Source organism: Vibrio sp. A11 (assembly GCF_013048705.1).
Lineage (GTDB): Bacteria > Pseudomonadota > Gammaproteobacteria > Enterobacterales > Vibrionaceae > Vibrio > Vibrio metschnikovii.
In genome coordinates this window covers 1-15,806 of sequence record NZ_VHSI01000025.1, presented here as the reverse complement: position 1 = coordinate 15,806, position 15,806 = coordinate 1, and the positions used below count along the sequence as shown (strand labels likewise).

Here is a 15,806-nt window from a genome sequence, read left to right as displayed (position 1 = left end):
CCCACACAGATTGATTGGTTTAAATTGTTAAAGAGCTGGCTTGCGAATCTCTCGTTGAGCTTCGAAGCGGAGGTGAATTCTAGCGAGTTAATTTGAAGAGTCAAACACTTTTTCAAATTTTCTTTTTAGAAGCTTTCCCTCAACCAACACTGCCTGAAGCCTTGCGGCGTCTGCCGTGTCAGTGAGGTCGCATTATAGAGATCCGTTTAATCTTGGCAAGCTTTATTTAACGAAAATAGTCAAAATAATGCTTAAAGGGGACTTTTTTAGCCAAAGCCTTATTTATCCCACTTTATCAAGACGAAACAAACACGTTACCCACAGAGTTATGCACATTAACCTAATTATATGCCTGAACCATTCACTTCTTTTGCCTCTTCATGAAGGCCACACTCTCTTTTCAAACCGAAAAATCGAGTTTCTTCTTCACTCATTCCTGGTTTCCATTGGCGAGTGGTATGCCAGTCACCAACCGAAAGATAGCCTTGCTCCCATAATGGATGGTAAGGAAGGTTATTTTCTTTTAAATAATAATGCACATCTTTATTACTCCAGTCGATCACTGGTAAAAATTTAAAAACATTATTTTGAATCGACAGAATCGGCAAGTTGGCTCTCGATTGAGACTGCTCGCGACGTAAACCAGAAAACCAAGTACCGACCGATAAGTTGCTTAAAGCACGACGCATAGGCTCAACTTTATTTATTTGGTTATAACGGCTGATGCCATCAATCCCCTGCTCCCAAAGTTTGCCATACTTAGCTTCTTGCCAAGCTGGTGTGATCTCGGCACGAGTAACATGCAAATTCAGGTTTAGGCTTTCGATTAATTGGTCTATGAATTGATAGGTTTCTGGGAACAAATAGCCGGTATCGGTCAAAATAACTGGAATGCCAGGCTTAATATCCGATACCAAGTGCAACATCAGAGCAGCCTGAATACCAAAACTCGATGATAAAACATGAGTGCCCGATAGATTCTCTAAAGCCCATGCAACGCGCTGCTGAGCGGTCAGTGTCTCAAGATAGCCATTTAACTCGGCAAGGTAGAGCGTTTGCTCGACCTTACTCAATGTTAATAGATGCTCAAGCTCGAGGGTTAAAATAGGATGCTTAGGCATAAAAATCCCTCTTAGAAATAATCACCTCTTCTATTATCCCAACACGAATGGTGAAATCACCAAATCCTTCATCAGCATTTCGCTCATGTGCCCAGCGATCAATCAATACATCAAGCTCTTGTAAAATCTGTTGGTCAGTGATGTTCTCTTTATACATTTTAGGGATGCGCGTTCCCGCTCGATTGCCCCCTAAATGAAGATTGTAACGCCCCGGCGCTTTGCCAACTAAGCCGACTTCGGCAAGCATCGCCCGCCCACAGCCATTCGGGCATCCTGTAACACGCAAGATAATATTGTCTTCTTTTGGTAAGCCATGCTTGCTCAGGAGATTCTCGATATCGGTGACAAACTGAGGCAGAAAACGCTCAGCTTCGGCCATCGCCAATGGACAGGTTGGGAATGACACACAGGCCATCGAATTCTTACGCTGCTCGCTAACCTGATCATTGATTAAACCATGTAGCCGAGCGATCTGTTCAATCTCTGCTTTATCTTCCACTGCAACGCCAGCAACGATCAAGTTTTGATTGGCTGTCATACGAAAATCGCCTTGATGGATCTTCGCTATCTCAGCAACACCGGTTTTCAGAGGCTTGTCAGGGAAATCCAATAAACGGCCATTTTCAATAAACAGCGTTAGGTGGTGCTTACCGTCAATACCTTCTATCCAACCGATCCGATCGCCACGATCGGTAAATTGATAGGGACGACTTGGCGCAAATTGGATACCAGCACGCTGTTCGACTTCCGCTTTAAATACCTCTACACCGACTCTGTCTAAGGTGTATTTGGTTTTGGCATTTTTACGATTAGAACGGTTGCCCCAGTCACGCTGAGTCGTAACCACAGCGGCAGCGACATCTAGGGTTTTATCTAAAGGTATGAAACCAAAATCGTCGGCACGGCGTGGATAAGTCGACGTATCACCATGCGTCATCGCCAAACCGCCGCCCACCAGCACATTGAAACCAACTAATTTTCCCAGCTCGGCAATTGCAACGAAATTCAGATCGTTGGCATGTACATCGACATCATTTTGCGGCGGGATCACCACTGTCGTTTTAAACTTACGTGGTAGATAGTGCTGACCTAAAATTGGCTCATCATCTTCTGTGGTTTCTACTTTTTCACCGTCCAACCAGATTTCAGCGTAAGCACGAGTTTTCGGTAACAGATGCTCACTGATTTTTTTCGCCCACTGATAAGCTTCTTGATGCAATTCAGACTCAACAGGGTTTGAAGTACACAACACATTGCGGTTCACATCACCAGCCGTAGCAATCGAATCAATTCCGATACTATTCAGCGTTTGGTGCATCAACTTAATATTGGGCTTTAACACGCCATGAAACTGAAAGGTCTGCCGCGTAGTTAAACGAATGCTGCCATAAAGAGAGTGCTCACTAGCAAACTTATCTATCGCTAACCACTGCTGAGGAGTAATAATTCCCCCCGGCATACGAGCTCGCAGCATAACATTATGTAGAGGCTCTAATTTTTGCTTGGTTCGTTCATTACGAATATCACGATCATCTTGTTGATACATACCGTGAAAACGGATCAGCTGAAAATTATCCGCACTAAATCCACCGGTAATACGATCTTGCAGATCCTGCTCGATCGTACCCCGTAAAAAATTGCTTTCGCGTTTTAAGCGTTCGTTATCCGAGAATGGACCTAACACTTGGCCTAATACTTCTTGATGGCTTGTTTGCGATTTCGTGCTCATTAGTAAACATCCCTTTGGTAACGCTTCGCTTTACGTAAATCATTAATAAATTGTTCTGCTTGCTCTTTGTCTAAACCACCTTGCTGCATCGCAATCGTGATCAAAGCTTGATGAACATCTTTCGCCATATACTGAGCGTCGCCACACACATAAAGGTAAGCACCTTGGTTAATCCACTGCCAAACTTGCTCAGCTTGTTCTAACAAACGATGCTGTACATAAACTTTTTCATGTTGATCTCGGCTGAATGCCACATCCAAACGGGTTAACACACCGGATTTTAGGTATTTCTGCCACTCAACTTGATAGAGGAAATCTTGGGTAAAAGTTCGATCGCCAAAAAATAGCCAATTTTTACCCGGTGCAGCCCGATTATCTCGCTCTTGAATAAAGCTGCGGAAAGGCGCAATTCCGGTTCCCGGACCAATCATGATGATTGCGGTATTATCATCTTCAGGGAGTTTGAAATGGTTATTCGCTTCAACAAAGACTTTTACTTGTTCGCCTTCGGCTAATTGATGAGCAATAAAGCTCGATGCGCCGCCTTGGCGCAACTCATCATTAACCTGATATTCAACGACAGCAACGGTGAGATGTACTTCTTCATCAACTTCCGATTGACTAGAGGCTATCGAATACAGACGAGGGGTTAATCGGCGCAGTAAACCAACCAGTTGTTCGGCCGATAACGAGCATTTCTTCTCTTTTAAGACATCAATAATTTGCGTCCGCGCTGAATACTCACGAAGTTTGTCTTTATCTACGGCCAGTTTTTGCAGCTTTTTACTGGCTGACAACTCGGCAAACTGACTGATAAACAGAGGATTAGACGTAGTGATCTCATAATGCTTAATTAATGCATCATGAATTGTGTATGCCGTACCGTCGACGTCAACCTGTTCATCTCCTGTTAAGCCCACCAGCGTTAAGATCTGTTGTACTAATTGAGGATTATTCTCATACCAGACACCCAGCGCATCACCAGGTTGATAGGTTAATTCTGAATCGGTTAAATCAATTTCGATGTGTCGAACCTCTTTTCCGGAGTCACGACCAGTAATTTTTTGGCTAGTCAGCAACGTCGCTAGATAAGGTTTCTGTTTTGAATAGATCGCTTGCTTGGCATCGACTTGACTAAGCGGTAGCTGTACAACCTGCCCTTGCTGAGAAGATAGAGCTTGTTGCACTACTTGCAACGCTTTCGCCTGCCAATCAGCCACGGGTTGCGCGTAATCGACATCACAATCGATGCGTTCAATAAAACGCTGCGCACCTAATTTTTCCAAAAACAGGTCAAAATCTTTGCCCGTTTGACAGAAAAATTCGTAGCTCGAGTCTCCTAAGCCAATCACGCCGTATTTTAAGTGCGGTAATTTAGGTGCTTTTTTAGATTGCAAAAACTCATGCAAGACAAGGGCGTTATCAGGCGCTTCACCTTCACCATTGGTTGAAGCAACGATGATCACATGCGTTTCTTTCGCCAGATCTTTGCCTTTGTAATCGCTGGCATCAAATAACTGCACCTTAATACCTAACGCTTGTGCTTCGCGTTGAAGCTGCTGCGCAACCCCTTTGGCATTACCGGTTTGCGAAGCAAAAATAATGGTTAATTGACCCTGTGGTGTTGAAGTTACTGATAAAGCTTGAGACACCGCAGCACCAACACGATTAGCCGGCGCTTGACTTAACCCCCAGAAATAACCACTCAACCAAGCCAATTGATGCGGCGATAGTTCCGTTGCAGTTTGCTGGAGTTGTGAAAGCTGAGAGTCGTTGATTGGGCTGGCTAACGATGCCAATTCTTGTGGTAAGGTATTTCCTGAAGACATTGTCACGACGTCCTTATTCATTGCGTGACGATAGATTAACCACTCTCTTTAATAACAAGAAAGAATAGAAGAGAATGTTTTATAACTTTTTGGAAGTAAGAAAATCACCACTCAATCAAAGCGACTTTCGATTCTGACCTGCTTAAAACCAACCGCCATAGCAGATTTTGAGGCACTATCTAAATCCGTGTAATGGCACTCTTCACCGCTAGCATCGGTGAGCGGCACAAAACCACCTCGTTGGTGACGAAATTCAACAATCCATGTTCCTTCCGCCGATGAGGGTTCAATAATGGCTTCAATCAGCATTTGCTCCCGATACAGATTTCTTAGTTCCGTGATTGTCATGGCTAATCTCGCTTCCATTGCTCATCCATTAGATTAAGCATGGTTTATTTCGAGCAAATTGCGAGTAAGCAGCGCAAATTTTCAGCTAATCCATCGCGAAGTAGTCAACCATCAAAAACGCATTTCAGCACCAATAAACCAGCCATCGACAAACACCAATGATTCGCTAGTTTGTGGTGATTGGGTTGCTAAATTGGTAAACTCCAAATCAATCACACGATAGCCAGCTTTTAAACTCAATGGGTAAGTTGGGTTATCGATGACATACTGAATACCAGCCGTCATATCTGCGCTTTTAATGCCTTTACTCTCACCAAAATCAATTTGACCAATGATATCAACATTTGAATTCGGGATACTTAACTCTGCATATCCAAACCAATTGAAGGTCAAATCATTAAAATCATAGTGCTGATTATCTGGCGCTCGATAGTCCGTAGAGCGATATTGACTGAGCATCACCCCTGTATTAAAACGCAACGATTGCCTGTCAAGTAACCGGTAATACAAGGTGTAATCGTACTTATCAAAGACCACCGTCTGTGCATCAACATGGCTATAACGAAAACTCATGTTCGGCCAATAATCGAATGAATGCTCCACTGCAAACGAGATCACGGGTACCTGAGCGGTATCATAACGCACGTTATCAATCTTCGTTTTTCCCCACCACATTTCAGCGCCTACTTTCACACCATACGCTGCCTCTTCCGCTAACGCCGAACTTGAAACGCACACCGCTACGCCACACAAGATGGTTTTGATTCGATTCATGATGCTCTCTTCTCCTAATTGCTTCCATTGAATGGTGACGATGGCATTTGTGCGTTCGTCAACTACGCCAAGCGATTACACATTTAATTCTTGATAAGGAATTTTCGCCAACGCGGTTTCAACAACCTCAACACCCGATCCCGGCTTATGGGCATTTTCACTAATATAACGTCGCCACTGGCGCGCTCCTGGCATGCTTTGGAAAAGCCCTAACATATGTCGAGTAATATGCCCAAGATAAGCACCTTGAGTCAGTTGCTGTTCAATATAAGGGTACATCTCTTGAACCACTTGTGAGCGCTTTTTAATAGGCTTATCAAGACCAAAAATCTGTTGATCCGCTTCCGCGAGTAAATAAGGATTTTGATAAGCTTCACGTCCAACCATTACCCCATCAAGATGTTGTAAATGATCTAACACTTCGGTCAGCGATTTGACTCCACCATTAATCGCAATAGTCAAGTGAGGAAAATCCTGCTTGAGCTGATAAGCACGTGGATAATCGAGAGGCGGTATTTCACGGTTTTCTTTCGGGCTTAAACCACTTAACCAAGCCTTACGAGCATGAATAGTGAATTGCTCACATCCGCCTTGTTCCGAGACTAACTGCACAAAGCGGGTTAAGAACTCATAAGAGTCTTGATCATCAATCCCAATACGGGTTTTGACGGTTACTGGAATATCCACCACCTCACGCATCGCAGCAACGCAATCGGCAACCAATTGCGGCTCAGCCATTAAACAGGCGCCAAACTTACCATTTTGTACCCGATCAGAAGGGCAGCCGACATTTAGATTAATCTCATCATAACCACGATCTTGAGCTAACTTGGCACAATGGGCTAAATCCGTAGGATTCGAGCCACCGAGCTGCAACGAGACTGGATGCTCTTCTTGGTTATAAGTAAGAAAATCGCCCTTACCGTGAATGATCGCTCCTGTGGTCACCATTTCGGTATACAACAAGGTTTGCGAAGTGAGGAGACGATGAAAATAGCGACAATGTCTATCCGTCCAATCGAGCATAGGGGCCACAGAAAGACGATGAGCTTTAAATTTATCAGTGTCAGTAGAAATAGTCATAGTTTACGTTTGGTTGAGAGGCGGTCATGTAAGCCAAAAGCTTAGGCTAACTTTTATACGATAAGAGTAACAAAAGTTAGCCCGTATTCCGCAATAAGCGCAGCTTAGCTAAAACGATAATACGAATTTAACCAGACAGGCTGTTATGAAAAATAATTTGCAGATTATACACAAGTGTCGAGCTCATGTAGCAAAAACTCATCAAAGCGCTGGACGATGACCTTTCTCGATGTTTACAAGATCACACCACACCGAGGGGTAGATGGAAAACGTACACCCACAATATCACTTCAATGGGAAAGCCCGTGCAAGAGTAACGCGCTAAGCGTGGCTCAACCACTCAGATAGAAATCCACGTACCTACCAGCAACACCAGCAAACGCGGCCGCTAATCCAGCGAGAGCTGGGTAAGGGGATTAAAGGGGGACTACGATCATAATCACAACGTTAAGTAGGAAAGTGAATCGCCGATTTTCTTCACTGTATCGTTTTATCGCAAGATGAGGTAAGTTAGGCACTATTTATGACAATATCGTTCATAGTCAATCAATCACTAATGATTTATTGATGTTCAAAACGATATTTATCTTGAAATAGTATATGATTACTAGAGTCCAGCAATGATGGTGATAGATTTGGACAAGAAGCTTAGCCAACAAATTGAAGAAATATGTGCAGCAAGGGGCGTTCGTCTAACTTCACAACGTAAGCGCGTTTTTGAACTTATCTGCGCCAGTCAAAAAGCATCCAGCGCCTACGATTTGCTTGAAGATTTAAAAGTCAGTGAGCCACAAGCAAAACCACCGACGGTGTATCGAGCCTTAGATTTTCTGTTAGAACAAGGCTTTATTCATCGTGTAGAGTCAACGAATAGCTTTATCTCTTGCTGCTCTTGTAATGCCCATAAGCACTTTTCTCAGCTGTTAATTTGTGACCAATGCGGTAACGTTGTGGAGTTACAAAATGATAATCTGATAACAATGCTGGCGAACAACGCGGAGCAACACGGATTTACAATTACTAACCATGTCATTGAATCTCATGGTATTTGCCAATCCTGTTCTTCAGAAACAAAGAATTAGACTATAGAAGAGAGTTATGCGCGCTGAATTTGTCAATCCGTTCTTAGCGTCTTTGCTAAATGTACTAAAAACGATGGCTTCATTAGAACTGAAGCCCCAAAAGCCTCGCCTCAAAAAAGATGAAATTGCTCGTGGCGATGTGTCCGGTCTTATCGGTATGATCGGGCCTCAAACACGCGGTTCCATGTCGATTACCTTTGATGAGGCTTTAGCGTTACAAATCATGGAAAACATGTTGGGCGAACGACCGAATGGCTTAAATGAAGAAGTCACGGATATGGTCGGTGAAATAACCAACATGGTAACGGGTGGAGCAAAACGCATCTTAGCCGAAAGTGGTTTTGATTTTGATTTAGCGACCCCAGTGGTGGTATCGGGCAAAGGTCATACAATACGACACAAATGCGAAGGTTCGATCATCATCATGCCGTTCTCCTCTCAGTGGGGAAATGCCTTTATTGAGATCTGTTTCGAGTAAATCAAAGTATATAGCTTTTACTTATCTAGCAAAGAAAAGGGTTGATGTTTCGCATCAACCCTTTTGTGTATTCGTAGTAGCAGACTTATCGACGGAGAATCTGGTTCAAGATCGGTGAAAAGCCAGCCTACTTAGCGTGCTACTAACCCCGAAAGGCTTTAAACGCATTGATCAAACCATTGGTTGAACTGTCATGAGAGATAACGTCTTGACCATCCGCCAACTCAGGAAGAATCTGATTCGCTAATTGCTTACCTAACTCTACGCCCCATTGATCAAACGAGAAGATATTCCAAATCACACCTTGCACAAAAATCTTATGCTCATACATCGCAATCAAATTGCCTAAGATTCGTGGCGTGATCTGTTTAACTAAAATCGAGTTAGTTGGACGGTTACCTTCAAAAACTTTAAAGGGGACTAACGCTTCAATTTCCGCAGCCGATTTACCCGCTTTAAGCAATTCAGCTTTCACTACATCGGCAGATTTACCAAATGCAAGCGCTTCGGTTTGCGCAAAAAAGTTCGACATCAATTTTTGATGATGATCGCTGACTGCATTATGAGTCAATGCCGGCGCAATAAAATCACAAGGGATCAGCTTGGTGCCTTGATGGATCAACTGATAAAACGCATGCTGACCATTGGTACCTGGCTCCCCCCAAATGATCGGCCCGGTTTGATAAGTCACAGCCTGACCATTACGATCAACGTATTTACCGTTCGATTCCATATTCCCTTGTTGGAAATAAGCCGCAAAACGATGCATGTATTGATCGTAAGGTAAAATCGCTTCTGATTCAGCGCCATGGAAGTTGTTATACCAAATACCAATCAGAGCAAGGATCACCGGAATATTACGCTCAAACGGTGTATCAACAAAATGCTGATCCATCTCGTGAGCCCCAGCCAGCAACTCAATAAAGTTATCGTAACCAATTGATAAGATGATAGATAAACCGATGGCTGACCAAAGAGAATAACGGCCACCAACCCAATCCCAGAACTCAAACATATTTTCGGTATCAATACCAAACTCAGTCACCGCCTGACCGTTGGTAGACAGCGCAGCAAAGTGCTTCGCCACATGCGCTTGATCGCCCGCTACGTTTAAAAACCAATCACGCGCAGAGTGAGCGTTAGTCATGGTTTCTTGCGTGGTGAACGTTTTCGACGCCACTAAGAACAGCGTGGTTTCCGGATCAACTTTCTTCAATGTCTCAGCAATATGAGTACCATCGACGTTGGATACAAAGTGCATGGTCAGATGATTTTTATACGGTGCGAGCGCTTCAGTCACCATATAGGGACCTAAATCTGAACCACCAATACCAATATTCACTACATCGGTAATCGCTTTACCGGTAAAACCTTTCCATTCACCCTTGATCACGCGCTCTGAAAATACACGCATCTTTTCTAATACGGCATTAACGGCTGGCATCACATCTTGGCCATCGACCATTACTGGGGCATTACTGCGATTACGTAGTGCAGTATGTAAGACGGCGCGACCTTCAGTTTGGTTAATCGCCTCACCGTTAAACATTGCTTGAATTGCATCTTCGAGATGAGTCTCTTTGGCTAAAGCAAACAGGTGTTGCATGGTCTCTTGATTGATTAAATTCTTCGAATAATCAACCAGAATATCTTGACCAAAACGCGCCGAGTAATGACTAAAACGCTGGTTATCCTCAGCGAACAGAGTGGTTAAATCCATGTCTTGCGCAGATTCAAAATGCGCGGTTAGTGCTTTCCAAGCGTTGGTTTGCGTTGGATTAATGTTTTTCAACATATTCTCTATCCCAATGTTACGGTAGGTTTTATTCCTTATTACCTTGCCTATTAGCTAGGTTGGAATCCCTGTTAATGCAAAAAAAGAAAATCATCATCGTTCGATAAAGCAGGGTCACTGCTCAATAAACTCATTATCGCTGAGCCATCGTCGCGCGACTTTGAGATAAGTCAGTGAAACCCACATCGGTGGCTCAACTTGTTTAATCACTGACTTGTTTAGCCTATTTTTCCGGTGAGATAATGCATCTCTACTCGAGAGGTCAGTTTGGTCACGAGTTCATAACCCACGGTACCGATATGTTCAGCCACTCGCTCAACTGGAAGGTCTTGCCCCCACAGAATGGCTTCATCACCGACGTTATCCTGGGACTCTGGGCCTAAATCAACCGTCAGCATATCCATAGAAACTCGCCCTGCCATTGGCACAATACGACCATTGACTAACACTGGCGTACCATTCGGGGCAGTACGTGGATAACCATCACCATAACCAATCGCAATGACACCGATTTTAGTCTCTCGTTGAGCGGTCCATAAGGCGCCATAACCAATGCTCTCTCCGGCCTTCACCTCTCGAACAGCAATCAGAGGTGCCGTTAAGGTCATTACTGGACGGTATCCCATCGCCTGGGCGTCCTGATGGGCAAAAGGAGAAACACCATAAAGAATGATTCCTGGTCTTACCCAGTCTAGCTGACTTTCCGGCCATGCTAATAATCCAGCCGATGCAGCCAATGAGCGCTCGCCTTTACACCCCTCGGTCAACGATAAAAACAGCTCAATTTGTTGGCGCGTGATCGGGCTATTCAGTTCATCAGCACAGCCAAAATGGCTCATATAACGTAGAGGTTTAGCCACATTTGGGCAGCGATGTAAACGCTCAACAAACTCAGCGTGCTGCTCAGGACGCACACCAAGACGATGCATCCCACTGTCGATTTTTAACCATACCGATACTGGCGTGTCTAATTGTGCACGCTCAAAAGCTTGTAGCTGCTCTTCACAGTGCACGACTGTTTGGATATTGTTGGTCATTAAAACCGGGAGATCGCCAGCAGAATAAAAACCTTCTAAGAGGAGTATTGGCTTAACAATGCCATTCGCTCTGAGTTGCAGGGCTTCTTGAATTCGAGCAACACCAAAAGCATCAGCATCTTGAGCGTAGCGAGCAACCTGACAAGAACCATGACCATAACCATTAGCCTTAACGACCGCCATGACTTTACTACTAGGAGCCTGCTGCTTAATTCTTTGTAAGTTATACTGCAACGCTTGCAGATCAATACTCGCTTTAGCGGCTTTCATGTAGTTCATACTATTATTCATCATCAAACGCTGGGCCTGCGTAGTTGTCAAAACGAGAATATTGACCTTGAAAGGTCAAGCGTACCGAGCCTATCGGACCATTCCGTTGCTTACCGATAATGATTTCCGCAATGCCTTTCATTGGACTATCCGGGTGATAGACTTCATCACGGTAAATAAACATGATCAAATCGGCATCTTGTTCAATAGAGCCTGATTCACGCAAATCGGAGTTGACTGGCCGCTTATCCGCACGTTGCTCCAACGAGCGGTTTAACTGTGAAAGCGCCACTACAGGGACATTGAGCTCTTTGGCTAAGGCTTTTAATGAACGAGAAATTTCGGCAATTTCTAAAGTACGGTTATCGGATTGAGAAGGAACCCGCATCAGCTGCAAATAGTCGACCATGATTAAAGATAGCCCACCATGCTCACGAGCAATACGACGCGCACGTGAACGCACCTCTGTGGGAGTCAACGCCGAGCTGTCGTCGATAAACATGTTTTTCTTCTCCATCAGCATCCCCATGGTCGAAGAAATACGCGCCCAATCTTCATCATCGAGTTGACCGGTTCGGATCTTGGTTTGATCTACCCGCGAGAGCGACGCCAGCATACGCATCATGATTTGTTCTGCTGGCATCTCGAGTGAGAATATCAATACTGGTTTATCTTGTTGCATCGCTGCGTTTTCACACAGGTTCATGGCAAAGGTCGTTTTTCCCATCGAAGGGCGAGCGGCAACAATAATTAAATCTGAACCTTGTAACCCCGCCGTTTTTTTATTGAGATCAGTGAATCCAGTGTTGACGCCGGTGACGCCATCTTGTGGAGTCTTATACAATAACTCGATACGCTCTAAGGTTTTTTCTAAAATCGTATCAACGTTTTGTGGCCCTTCGTTTTCGCTACTACGCGCCTCTGCAATCGCAAATACCTTGCTTTCGGCTAAATCGAGTAAATCTTCCGAGCTGCGCCCTTGAGGGTCATAACCTGCGTCAGCGATTTCGTTCGCAACACCAATCAAGTTACGCACCAAGGCACGCTCCGCAACAATATCCGCGTAAGCATTAATATTAGCAGCACTTGGCGTATTTTTAACCAGATCAGCCAAATAGGCAAAGCCGCCAACATCTTCTAACTGTTCGCGCAACTCGAGATATTCGGAAAGGGTAATTAAGTCCAGCGGTTGCCCAGATTCAAGTAGGCTCTTTACTGCTTCAAAGATTAACCGATGAGGTCGACTATAAAAGTCTTGAGCAATCACACGTTCAGAGACTGTGTCCCAACGTTGATTATCTAGCAATAGACCGCCAATAACGGACTGCTCAGCCTCTAATGAATGAGGAGGAGTTTTCATTGCTTCAACTTGTGCATCGGCAGGTTTACGATTTCGGTTATCTGTTCGGGGATCAGCCATCACTTCACTCAGTCACTCTTTTTAATAACCGCTCATTATAGCGAGAATAGAACATTTGTAATTAGGCATCGAAAAGTTTGTCTATGACTTAGATAGAATTAACCTTAATATGACCCAATTTCAAAAACTGATGCTTATTATTCAGCGATTCTATTCTTTGAGAGAGGTTTCATGTGTCCAAAACTTGGCTTCTAAGTCTGGCTCTGTTGACAAGTTTCCATGTCCACGCCAACAAACAGACAAATCGCAGTAAGGACATTAACGCACCCTCACCTTGGCAAAGTCAAATCGAATTTGGCTATCAAGCGCACTCTGGTAACACAGACTCAGAAGCCCTTAATACTCGTGTTAAAGGAGAATATACCCGTGGTCGTCATCGAACCAACGGTGAGTGGCGTTTTTATAAATTAGATAAAAATGGTAAAGAGAATAAACGACAATCCAGCTACAGCGTACAAAGCGACTATAAGCTCGGCCCTAAAACCTACTTATATGGTAGTTTTAGAGGGTCTGATTCACGCTATAGCGCCTACTTTTCAGATTACACTTGGTCTGGTGGGCTTGGCTATCAGTTTACTCATACCGACGATTTACTGATTGAACTCGAAGTTGGACCGGGCTACCGCTATCAAGAGCCGAATTTGGATAAAATTAGCAGTGGCGATGTCGTCTTCCCACACTTAGTCAAAGAGCCGATTTATCGTGGTAACCTTAAAGTTGAATGGCAAGCACTGAGCAATTTTAAATTACTCACCGATCTAACCTTGGTTGGCGGCGAAAGTAACACTCGTTTTGACAGTGATATCAGCATTATCAACAATATTACCGATGATATTGCTCTTAAAGTGAGTCAATCACGTCAATACCATAACCGAGTACCTACCGGTTTAAGTAAAGCCGATAGCGTGCTATCGGTAAGTTTAATTTTCTTATTCTAAGCATCAACACTCAGTATCCCACCTCGCCAAACTGATCATTTTCATCGCTAAACGTCATAAATTGGACATAAAAAAACACCAGCCTAAGCTGGTGTTTAAACGAGTCTAGAAACTGAAATTATTCAGCAACAACTTGTAATTTCACTGTAGCGAAAACTTCTGAATGAAGTTGAACGCTAACTTCGAATTCACCTGTAGTACGTAGAGCACCTTCAGGTAGACGAACTTCGCTTTTCTCAAGCTTAACACCGGCTGCAGTTACTGCATCAGCGATGTCACGAGTCCCGATAGAACCGAACAGTTTGCCTTCATCACCAGCTTTAGAAGCAATAACAACTGCTTCTAGTGCATTAACTTGGTCAGCACGAGCTTGTGCAGCAGTAAGTTGCTCAGCAACTTTTGCTTCAAGTTCAGCGCGACGAGTTTCAAACATCTCAACGTTAGATTTGGTTGCCATTACAGCCTTACCTTGTGGGATAAGGAAGTTACGAGCGTAACCAGATTTAACATTAACTGCATCGCCAAGGCTGCCTAGGTTACCGATTTTATCAAGTAGAATAACTTGCATTACTTAATCCTCTTTCTTAATAAACGGTGCCGATTACTGATGCTTGTCAGTATATGGCAGTAGAGCTAGGTAGCGAGAGCGTTTGATTGCACGAGCTAGCTGACGCTGATACTTAGCACTTGTGCCAGTGATGCGGCTAGGTACAATTTTACCAGCTTCAGTGATGTAATTCTTAAGAGTCGCTACATCTTTGTAATCAATCTCTTGAACGCCTTCTGCTGTAAAACGGCAGAATTTACGACGGCGGAAGAAACGAGCCATGGGCTATCTCCTGATCTAAATTTGAAAAATGTTGTAGACGTTAAGTATGGCTATAACGAACACTTTGTTTCGACTAGAGAATGAATCATTCTCTATAGCAATACCGCCTAATACTAAAAGATGAGTGAATGCGTTTGACCGTTGCCTACATCCTAAGTTAAGAAACTGAAATTCACTTAACCCAACATGACTTATCACTAAAAGAGGAAGACCACGATTAATAATAAGAGTTAGCTTGATTCAACCTTCTTTAATGATCAAGAACGTTGACTCAGACGGTCATCTGAAATTACTCAGCGTCTGCTTCAAATTTCACTTCTTCACGCTTAGAACGCTCGTCACGAGCTTTAAGCATGATTGAAGGTTCAGTGATAGCAGCTTTAGTACGCATGATCATGTTACGTAGAACAGCATCGTTAAAACGGAATGCAGTTTCTAACTCATCAATCACAGCTTGGTCAGCTTCAACGTTCATTAGAACGTAGTGAGCTTTGTGAAGCTTGTTAATTGGGTAAGCCATTTGACGGCGGCCCCAATCTTCTAGACGGTGAACTGTACCGCCAGCTTCAGTGATTGAACCAGTGTAACGCTCGATCATGCCAGCAACTTGCTCGCTTTGATCAGGGTGCACCATGAATACGATTTCGTAATGACGCATTGATTTTGCTCCTTACGGATTATTCAGCTTCCAGATTTGGCCCGGTCATCCAAAGGAAGCAAGGAACGAATGAAAATTGACCGAGAATTAAGGAGCGAGAATAGTACAGAATGGCTAGTAGTTTAGCAAGTGAAATATACTTGTCTCAGGCTAAAGATAGGCAGGCCCTCTGAACTGAAAGATGAAAATAATGCGAAAAGAAAAAGACTGAAAAAAAACAGATTTACAGGCAATAAAAAAGGGAAGCCAACGCTTCCCTTTTAATAGTGATAACAAAAGATTATCGAAATTAAGCGATAACTTTAGCTACAACACCAGCGCCTACTGTACGGCCACCTTCACGGATAGCAAAACGTAGACCTTCGTCCATCGCGATTGGTGCAATTAGCTCTACAACCATCTTGATGTTGTCGCC

The 15,806-nt window shown here is 43.8% G+C and carries 15 protein-coding genes and 1 pseudogene; 3 read left to right on the top strand and 13 right to left on the bottom strand.

Going from position 1 to position 15,806, the window contains the following annotated elements; genetic code table 11:
• Nucleotides 1–344: 344 nt before the first annotated feature.
• From FKQ60_RS16340 to dusA, 6 genes are all read right to left on the bottom strand, one after another.
• A complete protein-coding gene (locus FKQ60_RS16340; RefSeq protein WP_004396123.1) occupies nt 345–1,121 on the bottom strand; it encodes a phosphoadenylyl-sulfate reductase in 777 nt (258 codons plus the stop codon).
• Complete coding sequence (gene cysI, locus FKQ60_RS16335) at nt 1,114–2,850, bottom strand: assimilatory sulfite reductase (NADPH) hemoprotein subunit (RefSeq protein WP_004396124.1); 1,737 nt, start codon at nt 2,848–2,850, stop codon at nt 1,114–1,116. The genes FKQ60_RS16340 and cysI overlap by 8 nt, the downstream gene beginning before the upstream one ends.
• Nucleotides 2,850–4,700, bottom strand: a complete 1,851-nt coding sequence (locus FKQ60_RS16330; RefSeq protein ID WP_040904718.1) for an assimilatory sulfite reductase (NADPH) flavoprotein subunit — start codon at nt 4,698–4,700, stop codon at nt 2,850–2,852. Before FKQ60_RS16330 ends, cysI begins: the two co-directional genes overlap by 1 nt.
• 90 nt (nt 4,701–4,790) lie before the next feature.
• Nucleotides 4,791–5,027 carry a hypothetical protein gene (locus FKQ60_RS16325; protein WP_040904939.1) on the bottom strand — a complete coding sequence of 79 codons (237 nt, stop codon included), beginning with the start codon at nt 5,025–5,027 and terminating at the stop codon, nt 4,791–4,793.
• 111 nt (nt 5,028–5,138) lie between these two features.
• Nucleotides 5,139–5,801, bottom strand: coding sequence for a TIGR04219 family outer membrane beta-barrel protein (locus FKQ60_RS16320; RefSeq protein ID WP_004396127.1), 663 nt, complete (start codon nt 5,799–5,801; stop codon nt 5,139–5,141).
• Between the two features lie 75 nt (nt 5,802–5,876).
• Complete coding sequence (dusA, locus tag FKQ60_RS16315; protein ID WP_004396128.1) at nt 5,877–6,884, bottom strand: tRNA dihydrouridine(20/20a) synthase DusA; 1,008 nt, start codon at nt 6,882–6,884, stop codon at nt 5,877–5,879.
• Between the two features lie 623 nt (nt 6,885–7,507).
• Between dusA and zur the strand changes: the two genes are divergently transcribed.
• Nucleotides 7,508–7,966 carry a zinc uptake transcriptional repressor Zur gene (gene zur, locus FKQ60_RS16310; RefSeq protein ID WP_040904941.1) on the top strand — a complete coding sequence of 153 codons (459 nt, stop codon included), beginning with the start codon at nt 7,508–7,510 and terminating at the stop codon, nt 7,964–7,966.
• Between the two features lie 16 nt (nt 7,967–7,982).
• The gene (locus tag FKQ60_RS16305) at nt 7,983–8,444 is read left to right on the top strand and encodes a chemotaxis protein CheX (protein ID WP_004396129.1); all 462 of its coding nucleotides are present in this window, start codon (nt 7,983–7,985) and stop codon (nt 8,442–8,444) included.
• 142 nt (nt 8,445–8,586) lie between these two features.
• Here the strand turns inward: FKQ60_RS16305 and pgi are convergent, their stop codons facing one another.
• The 3 genes from pgi to FKQ60_RS16290 form a co-directional block, all read right to left on the bottom strand.
• Nucleotides 8,587–10,239: a glucose-6-phosphate isomerase gene (gene pgi / locus FKQ60_RS16300; protein WP_170906771.1), complete on the bottom strand. Its 1,653-nt coding sequence runs from the start codon at nt 10,237–10,239 to the stop codon at nt 8,587–8,589.
• A 218-nt stretch (nt 10,240–10,457) separates the two neighbouring features.
• A complete protein-coding gene (gene alr / locus FKQ60_RS16295; protein WP_212752459.1) occupies nt 10,458–11,555 on the bottom strand; it encodes an alanine racemase in 1,098 nt (365 codons plus the stop codon).
• A 4-nt stretch (nt 11,556–11,559) separates the two neighbouring features.
• A complete protein-coding gene (locus FKQ60_RS16290; protein WP_004396132.1) occupies nt 11,560–12,966 on the bottom strand; it encodes a replicative DNA helicase in 1,407 nt (468 codons plus the stop codon).
• A 173-nt stretch (nt 12,967–13,139) separates the two neighbouring features.
• Here FKQ60_RS16290 and FKQ60_RS16285 point away from each other — a divergent pair, with 173 nt between their 5' ends.
• Nucleotides 13,140–13,904, top strand: coding sequence for a DUF481 domain-containing protein (locus FKQ60_RS16285; RefSeq protein WP_004396133.1), 765 nt, complete (start codon nt 13,140–13,142; stop codon nt 13,902–13,904).
• 118 nt (nt 13,905–14,022) lie between these two features.
• Here the strand turns inward: FKQ60_RS16285 and rplI are convergent, their stop codons facing one another.
• The 4 genes and pseudogenes from rplI to tuf all read right to left on the bottom strand — a co-directional run.
• Entirely contained in the window at nt 14,023–14,472 is a 450-nt protein-coding gene (rplI, locus tag FKQ60_RS16280) for a 50S ribosomal protein L9 (RefSeq protein ID WP_004396134.1), read from the bottom strand.
• A 33-nt stretch (nt 14,473–14,505) separates the two neighbouring features.
• The gene (gene rpsR, locus FKQ60_RS16275; protein WP_000090472.1) at nt 14,506–14,733 is read right to left on the bottom strand and encodes a 30S ribosomal protein S18; all 228 of its coding nucleotides are present in this window, start codon (nt 14,731–14,733) and stop codon (nt 14,506–14,508) included.
• Nucleotides 14,734–15,022: 289 nt separating this feature from the next.
• A complete protein-coding gene (gene rpsF / locus FKQ60_RS16270; protein WP_004396135.1) occupies nt 15,023–15,391 on the bottom strand; it encodes a 30S ribosomal protein S6 in 369 nt (122 codons plus the stop codon).
• A 289-nt stretch (nt 15,392–15,680) separates the two neighbouring features.
• Nucleotides 15,681–15,806 (bottom strand): annotated as a pseudogene (tuf, locus tag FKQ60_RS16265) (elongation factor Tu); the annotation flags it as partial.

Coding starts and splice junctions, on each gene's coding strand:
- FKQ60_RS16340 (WP_004396123.1), bottom strand. CDS start 1,121: ATGCCTAAGCATCCTATTTTAACCCTCGAGCTTGAGCATCTATTAACA.
- cysI (WP_004396124.1), bottom strand. CDS start 2,850: ATGAGCACGAAATCGCAAACAAGCCATCAAGAAGTATTAGGCCAAGTG.
- FKQ60_RS16330 (WP_040904718.1), bottom strand. CDS start 4,700: ATGAATAAGGACGTCGTGACAATGTCTTCAGGAAATACCTTACCACAA.
- FKQ60_RS16325 (WP_040904939.1), bottom strand. CDS start 5,027: ATGACAATCACGGAACTAAGAAATCTGTATCGGGAGCAAATGCTGATT.
- FKQ60_RS16320 (WP_004396127.1), bottom strand. CDS start 5,801: ATGAATCGAATCAAAACCATCTTGTGTGGCGTAGCGGTGTGCGTTTCA.
- dusA (WP_004396128.1), bottom strand. CDS start 6,884: ATGACTATTTCTACTGACACTGATAAATTTAAAGCTCATCGTCTTTCT.
- zur (WP_040904941.1), top strand. CDS start 7,508: ATGGTGATAGATTTGGACAAGAAGCTTAGCCAACAAATTGAAGAAATA.
- FKQ60_RS16305 (WP_004396129.1), top strand. CDS start 7,983: ATGCGCGCTGAATTTGTCAATCCGTTCTTAGCGTCTTTGCTAAATGTA.
- pgi (WP_170906771.1), bottom strand. CDS start 10,239: ATGTTGAAAAACATTAATCCAACGCAAACCAACGCTTGGAAAGCACTA.
- alr (WP_212752459.1), bottom strand. CDS start 11,555: ATGAACTACATGAAAGCCGCTAAAGCGAGTATTGATCTGCAAGCGTTG.
- FKQ60_RS16290 (WP_004396132.1), bottom strand. CDS start 12,966: ATGGCTGATCCCCGAACAGATAACCGAAATCGTAAACCTGCCGATGCA.
- rplI (WP_004396134.1), bottom strand. CDS start 14,472: ATGCAAGTTATTCTACTTGATAAAATCGGTAACCTAGGCAGCCTTGGC.
- rpsR (WP_000090472.1), bottom strand. CDS start 14,733: ATGGCTCGTTTCTTCCGCCGTCGTAAATTCTGCCGTTTTACAGCAGAA.
- rpsF (WP_004396135.1), bottom strand. CDS start 15,391: ATGCGTCATTACGAAATCGTATTCATGGTGCACCCTGATCAAAGCGAG.